General features: G+C 59.9%; 11 protein-coding genes. 3 read left to right on the top strand and 8 right to left on the bottom strand.

Annotation, left to right across the window (positions count from 1 at the left end):
* Positions 1–311: 311 nt before the first annotated feature.
* Together FE782_RS12550 and FE782_RS12545 are read right to left on the bottom strand one after the other, a co-directional pair.
* Positions 312–1,583: an MFS transporter gene (locus FE782_RS12550; RefSeq protein WP_138194446.1), complete on the bottom strand. Its 1,272-nt coding sequence runs from the start codon at positions 1,581–1,583 to the stop codon at positions 312–314.
* Between the two features lie 13 nt (positions 1,584–1,596).
* Entirely contained in the window at positions 1,597–3,630 is a 2,034-nt protein-coding gene (locus FE782_RS12545) for a LuxR C-terminal-related transcriptional regulator (RefSeq protein ID WP_138194445.1), read from the bottom strand.
* Positions 3,631–3,744: 114 nt separating this feature from the next.
* Here FE782_RS12545 and FE782_RS12540 point away from each other — a divergent pair, with 114 nt between their 5' ends.
* A complete protein-coding gene (locus tag FE782_RS12540) occupies positions 3,745–4,302 on the top strand; it encodes a cupin domain-containing protein (RefSeq protein WP_138194444.1) in 558 nt (185 codons plus the stop codon).
* Positions 4,303–4,335: 33 nt separating this feature from the next.
* On the top strand, positions 4,336–4,701 hold the full coding sequence (locus FE782_RS12535; protein WP_138194651.1) for a cytochrome-c oxidase: 366 nt from the start codon (positions 4,336–4,338) through the stop codon (positions 4,699–4,701).
* A gap of 7 nt (positions 4,702–4,708) precedes the next feature.
* Here FE782_RS12535 and FE782_RS12530 read toward each other — a convergent pair whose 3' ends face one another.
* Positions 4,709–5,659 carry an SDR family NAD(P)-dependent oxidoreductase gene (locus FE782_RS12530; protein WP_138194443.1) on the bottom strand — a complete coding sequence of 317 codons (951 nt, stop codon included), beginning with the start codon at positions 5,657–5,659 and terminating at the stop codon, positions 4,709–4,711.
* 120 nt (positions 5,660–5,779) lie between these two features.
* Positions 5,780–6,301, bottom strand: a complete 522-nt coding sequence (locus tag FE782_RS12525; protein WP_138194442.1) for a TetR/AcrR family transcriptional regulator — start codon at positions 6,299–6,301, stop codon at positions 5,780–5,782.
* A gap of 210 nt (positions 6,302–6,511) precedes the next feature.
* Here FE782_RS12525 and FE782_RS12520 point away from each other — a divergent pair, with 210 nt between their 5' ends.
* Positions 6,512–8,401: an ATP-binding protein gene (locus FE782_RS12520; protein WP_138194441.1), complete on the top strand. Its 1,890-nt coding sequence runs from the start codon at positions 6,512–6,514 to the stop codon at positions 8,399–8,401.
* On the opposite strand, the gene FE782_RS12515 is transcribed toward FE782_RS12520, so the two are convergent.
* From FE782_RS12515 to FE782_RS12500, 4 genes are all read right to left on the bottom strand, one after another.
* Positions 8,398–8,643, bottom strand: coding sequence for an NHLP leader peptide family RiPP precursor (locus FE782_RS12515; RefSeq protein ID WP_138194440.1), 246 nt, complete (start codon positions 8,641–8,643; stop codon positions 8,398–8,400). The genes FE782_RS12520 and FE782_RS12515 overlap by 4 nt on opposite strands.
* Before the next feature lie 69 nt (positions 8,644–8,712).
* Positions 8,713–9,660, bottom strand: a complete 948-nt coding sequence (locus FE782_RS12510; protein WP_138194439.1) for a hypothetical protein — start codon at positions 9,658–9,660, stop codon at positions 8,713–8,715.
* A gap of 84 nt (positions 9,661–9,744) precedes the next feature.
* A complete protein-coding gene (locus tag FE782_RS12505) occupies positions 9,745–10,518 on the bottom strand; it encodes a TerC family protein (protein WP_138194438.1) in 774 nt (257 codons plus the stop codon).
* A gap of 240 nt (positions 10,519–10,758) precedes the next feature.
* A partial coding sequence (locus FE782_RS12500) for an InlB B-repeat-containing protein (protein WP_202914524.1) occupies positions 10,759–13,638 on the bottom strand: 2,880 nt, incomplete at its 5' end.

The raw sequence follows: 13,638 nt of genomic DNA, 5'->3' as shown, positions 1-13,638 counted from the left end.
TTTTCCTATGTCTATAATTGACCCCCATTCAAATATACCTTATTTTACCAAACGACTCGCGATTGTGAAGGGACGTTCGGAGCACTACCTATAGAGGAGAATGACATTTTTCACCCTGATCATCATAGGTATAATCGGCTATGACCACAGCGAACCGAGGCGAGAACCGGTTGCCGTTACTGGGAAAATTCGCGTTCCCCTCTAGGCGGACGCTCCGCCGGCTCCGCCCGGAAGTCATGACAATATGACTGCAATTCATGACTTCCCTTCGAAAATCATGACAACCTCGTTCGAGCGCGCCGCCCGCTTCGTCATGATCGCGCTCCGGCTCTCCTCCCGGCCTCCGACCACATCACGATCGGCAGCAGCAGCAAGGCAAGCAAGCCCCCGGCGAGCGACAACGCGGCGAAGCCGGCGTGCTCCACGACCAGGCCGGACAATGCGCCGCCCGACGCCCCGGCCAGAGCGATCGCGACGTCGATCGTTCCTTGCGTCTTCGCGCGGGTAGACGGATGCGTCGCGTCGACGATCAGCGTCGTGCCGCTGATCAATCCGAAATTCCACCCGAGCCCAAGCAGTACGAGCGCGGCGATCAGGCTTGCGATCGAATGTCCCGGCGCGAGCGCGGCTACGATCCCGGCGGATAACAGGACGGCTCCGGCCGCGATCGACATCGCCGTCCGTCCGATCTTGTCGACGAGAACGCCGGTCGCAAGGGAGGGAAGGTACATCGCGCCGATATGGAACCCGATGACGAGCCCGACCTCGCTTAAGCCGAACCCGTGGTGCTCCATATGAATCGGCGTCATCGTCATAATGGCGACCATGACGATCTGCGTAAGGATCATCACGGCCGCGCCGACGACGATCCCTCTGCTGTTGCCGATAGGAAGCTGCGACGGACCTTCCGAGAGGACGCCGTTCCGATCGGCCTTCGCCCGGGCGTCCGCGATCGCCTTCGCGACGAGGAACGGGTCCGGTCGCAGGAACGCCAAGAAGACGAAGCCGGCCAACATATAAGCCGCGGCGGCAAGAAGGAACGGACCCGCGAGCGCCGGGATGCCGATCGACGTCGCGAGGCCTCCCATCGGTCCGACCAGATTCGGCCCCGCGACGGCGCCGAACGTGGTAGACACTAATGCGACGCTGACCGCCTTCGCCCGCTGCCCGGGCTTCGCCAGGTCGGTCCCCGCATACCTCGCTTGCAGGTTCGTCGCGGAACCTACCCCGTAAATCAGCAAGCAAGCGAATAACAACGGAATGCTCTGAATGACGGCGGCGAAGACGATCCCGAGCGCGCCGACGCCCCCGGCCAGGAAGCCCGTTCCAAGCCCGATGCGGCGGCCGGATCGTTGCGAGAGCCGTCCGACGAGCAGCGCCGCCGCGGCGGAGCCGAGCGTAAGCAAGGCGGACGGGATGCCCGCGGCGCTGTCCGTGCCGAGCATATCCCGGGCCAGAAGCGCGCCGACCGTCACGCCCGCCGCCAGCCCGGCGCCTCCGAACAGCTGCGAGAGGACGACGATCCGCAACGTCCTCTTGTATAACCTCTCCTGCATTTCCGGAGAATCTACGTAATTCCGCATTCCGGGTCCTCCTTCATTGCAAGATGGCCTTAATCAATTGACCGCGGTTCTTGACTTGCGTCTTCGCATACACCGAGCTTAAGTGCTTCTTCACCGTAATTTCGGTGACGAACAAGCGCGCCGCGATGTCGGCGTTCGAACAGCCGTCGATGGCGAGCTGCGCCACCTCGCGCTCGCGCTCGGTCAGCCCGAGCGCGGCGAGCCGACGCTCCCGCTCTTCCGGCGAACGCGTCGGGTCTCCCGGCGCGGCGCCCCGAGCCGGCTCCAGATCGACGCCGATGCGGCGAAGCATCGCGGCCAAGAACGCCTCCAGCTTCTCCCCCCGGGTGTCGAGCGCGAACGCGGGCGCAGGCGTCTTCCCGTCGTAAGCGCAATGCGTGACGTTCGGCAGCAGCCGAAAGCCGAGACCCAGATGCGACTCGCGAAACATCTCCAGCGGGGGCGGAGAGGTGACGAACAGCTTGCCGGCGCACATGTAGTTGTACATTTGCGATCCGGCCTCTAGGAGCATGGAAGAATCGTTCCAATCCAGAATATCGATGCTCCGGATGAACCACCCGGCCGGATCCGGGCCCGGAACGGCGAGCGCTTCGCGTTCGGCGGGCGTCAAGCTTCGAAAATACGGACCCGAGAACGGATCCCTCTCCAAATAATCAAGCGTATCCGCCCCGATCGAAATCATCGCGGACAAGCCGCAGACGGTGCCGTCGGTTCCCTTCATCAGTTGAACGGTATGCGGCCCTAGCTCGGCCAATTCCGCCAAATCGAGCCCGGCGATCGAGTACAACGCCTCCTCCTTCGCGAGCGTAAGCTCCAGCAGCTCTCCCGTAGCCGGATCGACGCCCCTGCGGGTGACCGGCTTCGCTTCGTCCCGGCGCCGCCGCAGGTAGCGAATGCCCTCCTCCAGGTTGGCCGCCGACAGCGGCTCCCACATATATTCCTGCTCATCCGCGGCATTCAAGAACGCCCGAATGTTCTGATCGCCGATATAATAAAACAGTTCTCCCACTTCGGCGGCGACGTCCCGCTTCCGGTAAGACTCTCGGATGAGCGTCGCGTAATAGAGGACGCAGCGTTCCATGAGCTTCCGGAATTTTCCCGGCGCCCGTTCCCTGAGCTGCGCCCGCGTCGATTCCCTCATCAAGTCGTGCAATCGCCAGCCGTTCCCGGTTTTCCGAACGAAGCTCAACTCCGCGATGCCGGAGAAGGCGGACGCGCCGACGCGGCGCTCCGTAATATGCTCCAGCACCTCTTGATTGAAATACCGCAGCATCGAAGCCGCCTCCACCAACTCCCGAAGCTCTTCGTCCGGCACCTCCTTCAGCCAGAGCGCGGCCAGCTCCGAAGACCAGCCCGAGGACAAGTCGACGGGCCCGCCGCCGCCGATCCGCTCCGCCGCAACGGCCAAGGCGAGCGAGAGACCGTGACCTTGCGTACGCTCCCAGAGACGTTCCCCCTGCTCCGGTTCGGCGAGGCCGCACTTCCCCGCATAGTCCAATACGGCGTCCCGCTCCAAATGGTCGATCGCAAGCCAATGCGTGCGCTCCCGCCAAGCCGGCGACGTCAGCCATTGGCCTCTAAGCGGATGCCGGCCCGACAGCAGGACGAGCGCTTCGGAAGGCAGCCGACGCAGAAACTCGTCCCGAAGCCAGCCTTCCAAGAGGCTCATTTCCTCGAAAGTATCGATCGCGATCGCGACCCGGCGATGCGACGCCTCCTCATGCAATCGTTCGAGAACGCGGTCCAACGGAGAACCGTTCGCTGCGCCTCTTCCGTCATGAAGGTCCATGCGCTCCGACAGCGCTTCGCAGAACGCCTCCCCGGTCCGGCCGACTTCGCGGCTGTCCAACAGGTAGAACGCGGCCCCATGACTTCGCGCTTGCCTGCGGAACGCGTCCAGCAGGGTGCTCTTGCCGACGCCTCCGGTCCCGTACACGCTCCACACGGGCCGAACCTCGGGGTCGCCGTTCAGAAACCGCTCGAACAGCACCCTCTCGCGCTCCCGTCCGACGAGGAAGGCATCCTCCCTCTCTTCGAAAAACCTCATTTCATCCCCGCCCGATTCCTTGATACCCCCAAGTATACTCACAAATTATACCTCGGTATAGTACGAGAACCTCTCATTCCCTGATAAGGTATTGATGAAAGGAGGCGCGCGAACATGAGCCATCGTACGTTACCGAGAACCATCGAGAATCCGCTCGTCAAGGATCGGGTCACCTTCCTGACGACGGCCGCCGAGTCCGAAGGCGCTTATGAATATGTCAAGGTGGAACTGGCTCCGGGGGGAGGCAACGGTCTTCATTATCATCGGACGTATTCGGAGCGTTTCGAGGCGGTGGAAGGCGAGCTCCATCTAGAGGTGGACGGCTTGCTGCGCAGCTTGCGTCCCGGGGAGAGCGCCACGGCGCCGCCGGGGACGAAACACCGATTTTTCAACCCGGGACCGGACCCGATCGTATTTCATACGAAGATCGAGCCGGCTAGATGCTTCGAGCCGATGCTGCGAATCGCTTACGGGCTTGCCCGGGACGGGAGAGTGCGCCCGAAGAGCGGCATCCCCCGCAATGCGCTCGAGATGGCCGTTCTTTTCGAGCTTGGAGAGTCGTATATGAACGGCGTTCCGATTTGGCTGCAGAAGGCGGTCTTCGGGTCGCTCTACGCTGTCGCGAGGCGGCGCGGCGTGGAAGAACGTCTGTTGCGGACCTACTGCAGGTAATTTATCGAGACGAGAGGATGATTTTTTTTGAAAATGGGAGTTCGCATGCTGCAAATCGCATCGTTTTACTTTGTCGTCGGCGTCGTCATGGGCATGGGGATGTCGATGACCGACCATCATGAACTAAGCCCCGTCCACGTGCATCTGAACTTGATCGGATGGGTGTCCATGGCGATCGGAGGGCTGGTCTATTGCCGGTTCCCGGCGGCGACAGGGTTGCTTGGGAAGCTGCACTTCTGGATGCATAACATCGGCGTGCCGCTGATGATGGGCGGATTGACCGCGTTAATCTTCGGCGCGACCGGGTTTCTGTTGTTCGTTCCGATCGGCGGCGTGCTGATCGTGCTCGGCACCATCGCGTTCTTCGCGAACGTCGTCCGTAACGTCCGCGCGGACTAGGCGCCTCCTATCCCTTCAACCGACGAACCGTTTCGGCGATGCCTTCCTCGTACCTTGTAGCCGCAATCGGTCCGATGCGCCGCTCGTACTTCTCCCCGCTGAGGCGGAGCGGCTCCGTCGTAAGGTACAACATCTCCACCACTTCCTTCATGACCGGAACGAACGCCCCCAAGATCGATAAGCCGATCTTGCCCAACGGGATGACGGATTTCGTCGATCCCGCCGCCTTCCTCGCGAGCCGGACGATCTCGTTCCCCGAGATGACGCCGGCCCCGGGGATGTTCCATTCTTCGCCGTAGGCGTCTTCGCGAAGGGCGATGTCCACCGTCATGCGAGCCGCATCCGGCAAGTACACATATTCGCGAGGCACTCGCATGTTCCCGATGAAAAACCCGACCTTCCCCTTCGCGATCGCTTGGAGCGTGCCTCCCAAATAGGACGCTTGGTTCGCCGTAGGACCGTAATAGTCAGGCAATCGGACGATGAGCGGCCGCGCGCGCGTCCACCGGCGATCGAATACCATTCGGCCGTACTGCAGCCGGATCCGGCCCTTCCGCGTATGAGGCTCCTTCGGGTGATCTTCGTCGACCCGATCCGCCTGCCTTCTTCCGTACGGGTAAATCCCGTCCACGACGACCACCTTCAGACCGAGTCGATCGGCGGCCTGCATGACCGCTTCGCCGAGCGGCAGCAAGCGCTCCTCCATCTCATGGTACGGCACGTTCGCGCAATGAAACAGAACGTCCGCGCCGGCCGAAGCCGCCTCGATGTCCTTCGCCTGGAACGCGTCCCCGACGGCCAGCGTCAGATGCGGCGGATGGCCCAACCGGGCCGCGAACGACTCCAGCTTCGCGCGGGAACGTCCGAAGGCTGCGACATTCACCCCCCGCTTCACTAATTCCTCCGCGATGGCGGCGCCGGTGCCGCCTGTCGCTCCAAGAACAATCGCTTTCTTCATAGTATCGACCTCCGTTATTAGTTAGTGATTGATCAATCACTAACTTACTAAAAACAATATACATTATTGTTAGTGATTGATCAATTACTAATTTTCAAAAAAAAAGAGAGGCCTCGTTTCTCACCCCTCCATCAGCTCCGGCAAGTCTAACGCCATCGATACGTTGCACAGCATCCCGCGCGCCAGAAACAGCTTCGCGCGCTCCTCGGGATCCGGCAGCCCGCGAACTCGGAACGCTTCCAGCACGATTCCCCGAACGTCTCGGTAGCCCGACTGCATCGCCGTACGGATCGGCTCGTCCCGCATCGTCTGCGCCTGCATCTGGAGCAGCGTCTCCGAACGGCGCGCCGTCATGATCTCTTCGTAAGCGGCGATCAGCTCCCGCTCCAATCGATCGGGCGACGCGGTCGCGACGACTTGGCGGAAGGCGTCGGCGATTCGCCGCCAAGACGCTTCCAAAGCGGCGAGCAGCAGCTCCTCCTTGGTCGCGAAAAACCGGAAAATATACGGCTGCGAAATCCCCGCCCGCTTGGCCACCTGCATCGTCGTCGTGCGGTAATACCCCAACTCCGCGAATACCTCGATCGCGGCCGAAATAATGTCCGCCCTTCGGTTTATCGAAGCCGTGTCGTTCTTCGCCATAACGTTAAGCTCCTTCCATGTTAGTGATGAATCAATAATATATTATCGAGAGTGTATCAGAAGCGAGACGCCGCAAGCAACCGAAACCATGGTCGACGATACGGGGAATGGAAAAGTTTCTCAATCTTTCGTCGAAAGAAACAGGATTAGCGCGAATCTTGTCGAAAAGGTAGGTAGTCTTATAGTTCGTATATCTTCTAGAGGTGCAACATGCAAACGTTCCGACTTCCTGTCGTATTACTCCTACTGTGCGGCGTCGTACTCGTCGTTTGGTTCGGCATGCCGAAGGCGGCGCAGCCGATCGTTCCCGAGAGGACCGTTACGGAATGGGACGTCCGTTGGATCGACGCATCGGAGGCGAGCGGCGAACCCGCGGTCTCGGACGGTCCCTGGCATTCCGCGACCGTGAGCCGTCCCCTGACTACGATTCCGGACGGCGCCGTCGGAGCATGGATCCGGCTGACCGTGCCGGCGTCTTCCGAATGGAGAAGCCCGGGGCTGTATATTCAGCGACTATACGGACTTGACTACACCGTTTACGAGAACGGGGAAGCGATCTTTCGCGCTTCGCGCGGCTACGATTTCGAACGAAACATTGCGCTCGTTCCGCTTACGGCGAATTCCGCGGCGAGCGAGATTCTGATCCGCATCGAATCGAAGGAACGCGCCGGAATCGGCAGTCCCGTTCGCGTCGGCGCCTTCGACGCCTTGTCGTCGGACAATGTACGCGCGGAGATGCCGAATCTGTTGCTCGGCGCCGCGATCTCGTTCCTCGGCATCGTCATGCTCGCGATTACCGGACTTTCGCTCTGGAAGCATCGGAAACAAGCGGCGGCGCTCAGCCTGTTCGTCCTCTCCACGGGCATGCTGATCGCTTCTTATTCGTCCTTGCCCTTCTATTATTATCCGGAGCTCGGACGACTGCTGCTGTTCGTATTCGATGCGGCCATGCTGGTGTTGTTCCCGTCGCTGTTTTATTTCTCGATTCATCTCTATGAACACTCGGCGGCCTTCTTTAAGAAGCCCGTTCGATGGCTTATCGGCTATTACCTTTTCTGCTTCCTGGTTTTGATCGCGCATCTTTGGGTCGGCGAATCGTTTTACTTTTTCTATAAGCTCTTTACGTTCTATATCCTGGCTCCGCTCATCGTCCTTCAGCTGCTCGTCACGATCGGGCTCGCTTTCCGAAATGCGTTCCGGGGAAACCGGGATTCTCTCATACTCTCGAGCGGCATCCTCGGACTCGCGATATCCGGCATCGCCGATCTGGTCTTGCTTTCCGTCCTTCATCGGCCGCATGTGTTTTACTTGTGGAAATTCGGCCTTGTGTTTCTGATCCTTAGCCTCGTCTTGGTGCTCGTTCGCAGAATAGCCGCCGATTATTCCACGCTGCTCGCCTACTCGAGGGAGCTGGAGCTGCACAGCCACCATCTGCAGAAGACGGAGCGAATGCGGGTCATCAGCGACCTGGCCGCGTCGATCGCGCATGAAATCCGCAATCCGCTGCAGGTGACGAGGGGCTTCTTGCAGCTGCTGTTACGCAGGGCCGACGACGATACCAAAGGCCATTACACGATGGCGATCAGCGAATTGGATCGGGCGTCCGTCATCATTTCGGATTTTCTGACGTTCGCGAGGCCCGAGCAGGACTCGGTCGCGCCGATGGACGTCAAGCAAGAATTGTGCAATATCGAGACGATTATGGGGCCGATGGTCATGCTGCACGGGGGAACGCTTCGCGTCCAAGCCTCCGATCGCCTGCTCATGCTGGGCAACGTGTCGAAGTTCAAGCAAGCGATCATCAATATGATAAAGAACAGCATCGAGTCGTTCCAAGAGCAGGGGAACATCGAGGTGCACGCTTACGCGGAAGGCGCCGAGATCGTCATTCGGATCGCGGATAACGGGTTAGGCATGGATGCGGAACAGATCGCCAAGCTCGGCGAGCCGTATTTTTCTACGAAGACCAAGGGGACCGGTCTCGGTCTGATGGTCACGTTCCGGATCATCGAAGTGATGAAGGGCACCCTCGAATTTCGCAGCGAGAAAGGCAAGGGAACCGAAGCGATCGTTCGGTTCCCTCTGATCAGGCTGGACTAGCTCCACACATACTGCACTTCGTCCGACCCGTCGACGCTCTTCAGATCGGCCGGGTTGGGCGGCAGGACCAAATAAAATTGCGTCGGCGTCTCCTCTACCGCTTTAAGCTCGATGCCCTCCGGGAGCTTGAGGCCGAACGAAGCTTCCAGCGCGCTCTTCGGATCGGCCAACAGCTGCGCCTTGAACTGCGGATCTTCCCATGCTTTCTGGATAATTTTCACTTTCAATGAGTCCATAGACATAAGGCTGTTTCCCCTTTCGGAAAATGGATTAGCCCTATTATCATACACTGAATTGGTAATATTGTCCTATCATTCTTTCATTTTCGACAAGAAGTACGCGAATCCGCCCTCAAGCGCCAGCCGCCGTTTCGATGCCGCCGCTGCTTCGGCCTCTCCCCGCATGCTTCGGACGATGTCCTGAGCGAATCGAACGAGCCGGTCCGGCGCGTCGGAATTCCGTTCCAGCCGTTCGACGTAGCCGCCTGCGATGTCCGCGAGGCGATCCAAGACGCCGTGGTTGTACATCGCTCTCCGGACTTCGGACTCGTCGACCGGCCAAGAGGGAAGACGCTCTCGAACGAGCGTCAGGAAGGCGTTGCCGCTGCCGTTCGCGACGGGCAAGTCCTCCCGCCAATCCGCTCGATCGTCGGACAGCTGAAGCACCGCTAACGCCAGCTCGACGGCCTCCTCCGCCGCGGGGAGGCGCTCCGCTTGTCCCGCGCGAATCAGCATGCCGCTGACGCCGATCTTCGCGGGAGCCGCCTTCCGCGCCAACGCGCCGCCGTCTCGCGGATCCATCGGACCATCCCGTCCTTCCGCATAGACGGCCGACGCCCATTCCTCAAGGTAGACGCGGTACCGGCTCCACAACATCGAATCGCCGGGGAAGTGTCTCCGGTACCGCTCCAGAAACCGCTCTTCCAATAGCGGAACGAGCGCCAGCGACTCCCGCAATGACTCCGGGTTCGCCGCGGCGCCGTCCATCGCGTCGTCCAATAGGAAAAACCGGAGCATCGCATGGATATTCCCGATCGCCAGATCGCGGCACAGCTCCAGCGGACCGTTCGTCCGCTCCCGCGCCCAATACGGCAGCAGGTAGCTGATCGCGTTCGCGCGTCCGCCATTCCGCAGCGGGTCGCTCCGCTCCAGAAGCCGCAGCGCTCGGTCCCGCGGTCCGTCCGGGAAAGCGGCGATGTCCTTCTCCGCTTCGGCGAAGATCCGCGCGAGCTCCTCGCGATACCGTTCGATTTCGTTCATGATCGGATCCCCCCCCTTGCCAATACGGAAAAGAGCTAAGCGGTTTTCGCCGACTTAGCTCTTTCCTTACAACTCATGGTTACGTTACGATTGGGTCGCCTTAGCCTGCTTGTTGCTGGGCGCGAACCAACCGAGCAGGGCGATCGCGACTAAGACGATATAGAAGACTGTTGTCCAACCCGTGCTATGCGGAAAATGGTGATCCAACACCCCGATATCCTCGTGGGCGAGCGTAATGACGGCCAGCTTCACCCCGACCCAAGCCACGATCGCGTAAGCCGTCGTCTCCAGCGCCGGACGTTGTGCAAGCAGCTTTACGAACCAAGTGGCCGCATACTTGATTAAGACCAACCCGGCGATGCCGCCAAGCACGACGACGATAAACTGACCTCCGTCCATGCCGCCGAAATCGCCCAGCGGCGAGTCCGGAAGACCGAGGGCAATCGCAACCGCGGCGAGAATGGAATCGATCGCGAAGGCGAGATCGGCCAGCGCGATCTTGCCGACCGTAGGCCAAAACCCTTTCCCCGAGGATTCTTCCTTTAGTTCTTTCTGATGGGCCTCGGGTTTCTTCCCGAACTTCGCTTGAATGATGTGTTTTAACCCAAGGTACAGCAGATACGCAGCGCCGATCGCCTGTACCTGCCAGACGTTCGCGATGAAGGAAATCGCGAACAGCGCGGCGAAGCGGAAAACGAAGGCCATAATGATGCCGTAATTGATCGCCTTCTTCTTCTGATCGTCCGGCAGATGCTTCGCGATGACCGCCAACACGAGCGCATTGTCAGCGGACAGCAAGCCCTCCAACCCGATAAGAATCAGTAATGCCCATGCGTACTCCAGCCAAAGTGACTCCAACTCGATTGCTCCTCTCTTCATCCCTGCAAGTGTCAGCAGTCAACAAATTCTATATGTAATTAACGTTAACTTGCCCAACCATTAGTATACCTAATCCATCGCGGACAGGCACGTCGGGACCAAAGTTTTTTTACGTCCGGCAGGCCGAACCGGTTCCAAAAAAATGCGTCGCGCTTCGTGGATCGGCGACATATAAAAGAAAGCGTTACTCCCTGCCGGGGGGAGTAACGCTTCCAGTCATTAATTCATCTTCCGCAGCAAGTTCATGATCATCGTTACGGCTTCGGCCCTTGTTGCCGTAGCATCCGGCGCAAACCGATCACCGCTTCTTCCTTGGACGATGCCCGACTGCCGAACCGCGGAAACAGCTCCCTTGGCCCATTCGGGAATATACTCGTCATCGGCAAACCCGGTAGTAACCGAAGATTCGGTTTCGATGTCCGCGCCGTACGCTCTTGCGATCATAACCGCCAGCTCCGCTCGCGTAATGTTCGCTGCCGGTCGGAACCGCCCGTCGCTGTAACCGGTCGCGATCCCCGCTTCCGCAGCCTGCGAAACGGCCGTCGCGGCCCATGCCCCGATCTCCGCCGTATCCGCGAACGTCAACTCCGCGCCCGTACCCTTCGGCTCTAACGCGTTCATCAGCAAGACCGCAAATTCGGCGCGGGTGACTTCGGCATCCGGCTTGAACGTGCCGTCGGCATACCCGTTGACGATACCGGCAGCCACCGCCGCCCGAATGTTCGGTTCCGCCCAATGACCGGCGATGTCGCCGAAGCGGATCGTCGGCTTCTCGTCCGGAGAGGGGTCCGTCTTCGGGTCGACGACGAATACCGCAAATTTCGTAAAGTTTTTCACGCTCGCCGCGATCGTATTTCCGGTTACCTCGCCGCCGATGTCCACCCACTCCAGATTCAATTCGTCATAGGAAAATACAGAGGGCTTTTGACCGTCCTTTACCATTGTCGGATCGAAGGCGAATGTCAATGTAACATCTTTGCTGAGGCTGCTCGCGAAGTTTTTCGATATTTCGAACACCGGACTGAGCAGCCGGTCGCTCCTTTCGATCAGCTGCCGGATGTCGGACACGCGTTCGATCGTCAGCTTTAGCTCTTCGCGGGAAGCGCCGGCCGGTATGACGATCTTCACCTCGTCGCCCAGGCTGACTTCGCCCGATCGTCCGGCGGGGAGCGTAAGCGTACCGTCGGTCGAGGTTACTTTTCCAGTGGTTGCAATCGTTCCGTTAGAGCCGCCGACAGCGCCGCTTCCGCCGCCGATCCCGTCGCTATTCGTCGTGACCGATACGCTTTCGCTGTCGTTCGAAATATTGCCTAACCGATCGACCGCCTTGGCGGTATAGGTGTACGTCCTCGAAGCGGAAAGCCCGGTATCGACATAGCTGCTTTCCGCCGTCTCCGCAACGAGCTTTCCGTCGCGATAAATCGAATATTTCGCCACGCCCGAATCGTCGCCCGCGGCGAGATGAAGCGTAATGGAGCTCGTTGTTTTTTCGCCGGCCGCGACCGTGACTCGATCCGGCGCTGTCGTATCCGCAAGCACGCCGTACGTGGAGAAATGGCCGACCGACGCCACGATGCCGTGATCCGTAACTCGAGAAGGCTGGTATTCCCACTTTCCCGTCGCTGCGTTGTAGTAGAAAATCGCGAGTTTGCTCGAATGTGATTTATCGCCGTACCCGAGCGTTATTTCGACAGGCCGATCGACCGTCACCCCTTCGAATTGAAAATCGATCACCTGACCGGCTTTGGCGAGTTTCACTTCTCCGGACGGCGCGGCGTTCGAATCCCGCACCGTCAGCGTCGCCCCCGGGGACATCGGAAGTCCTTCCGGCAGGTTGACTTTAAGCCCGCCCGGGAACGCGAGCGTACGAACCGACGGGTCCAGCGCGACCGGCTGCCCCATCGCTTCATCGGCCGAGACGTTCACCGTGACTTGATACGTATGCCGCTCCTGATTTTCCGCGGTGACCATGATCGTAATCGGATTCGGCCCGACGATCAAACTGGAGACGTTGTAAGCATACACGTCGTCCGTTACCGAAGCGTATGTCGCTCCCGTGACCGTGATCGTTTGCTTGGAATCGCCTTTGCTCAAGAACAGCTTCAGGCTCTTCGCCGACTTCGCCGCATCGACGGCATACATCGGTTCCGACGGCGAAAATGCCGGACGGAGCGTGCCTTGATCCACGGACAAGTCGGATAACAACGCGTTCGCCGAAATCCACTTCGCATATAACGTGGCGTCGGCCGCTCCGAAGGGGGCTGCGAAATCGAACGCTTGCGACAATGCGTCGCGATCCGTGTACCACCCGGCGAACGCATACCCTGTCTTCGTCGGGTCCGTCGGCTTGACCGCGGCGCTGCCGTAATGCACCGTCACGTCGTCTACCGGCGAGCCGCCGTTACTTTCGAAGCTGATCTCGTATCGGTTCGCGGACCATCTCGCGTACAGCGTTACATCGGCGGTACCGATCGTAAACGAACCCGCTTCGGCATAGTTCGTTCCGCTTCCGTCGACCGCCGTATTCCAACCCGCGAACGTGTGGCCTGTCTTCGTTAATCCGCCAGGGTTGCCCGGCACAGTCACAGCTGTGTCGTACATATGACTGCTAACCGCCGGTACGCTGCCGGACTCGGCGCCGTTGCCGTCGTACGTCACCGTGTAGCTATTGATCGTCCATTGCGCATACAGCGTCACATCCGCCGCGCCGATCATAAACGCATCGCCGGTCGTATAAGCCGTTCCGCCGCCGTCCGCCGCCGTATTCCAGCCCGCGAACGTGTAGCCTGTCTTAACCAGACCGCCCGAGTTGCCCGGCACCGTAACGTCAGTGTTATAGTCATGGTTGCTGACGGAAGGCGCGCTGCCGGACGTGGCACCGTTGACTTCATAGGTTACCGTGTAACCGTTGACCGTCCACTTCGCATATAGCGTCACATCCGCCGCGCCCATCGTGAACGATGCCGGCGCGGTATAGTTCGTTCCGCTGCCGTCCGCCGCCGTATTCCAGCCCGCGAACGTGTGGCCGAGTTTCGCCAGACCGCCCGTGTTGCCCGGCACCGGGACGCCCGTATTGTAGTCGTGAATACTGTCCGCCGG

Origin of the sequence: Paenibacillus antri (assembly GCF_005765165.1) — a bacterium.
In the GTDB taxonomy this organism is placed as follows: Bacteria; Bacillota; Bacilli; order Paenibacillales; family YIM-B00363; genus Paenibacillus_AE; species Paenibacillus_AE antri.
The sequence above is the reverse complement of the archived record's forward strand: the minus strand, read 5'-3'. Positions and strand labels throughout refer to the sequence as shown.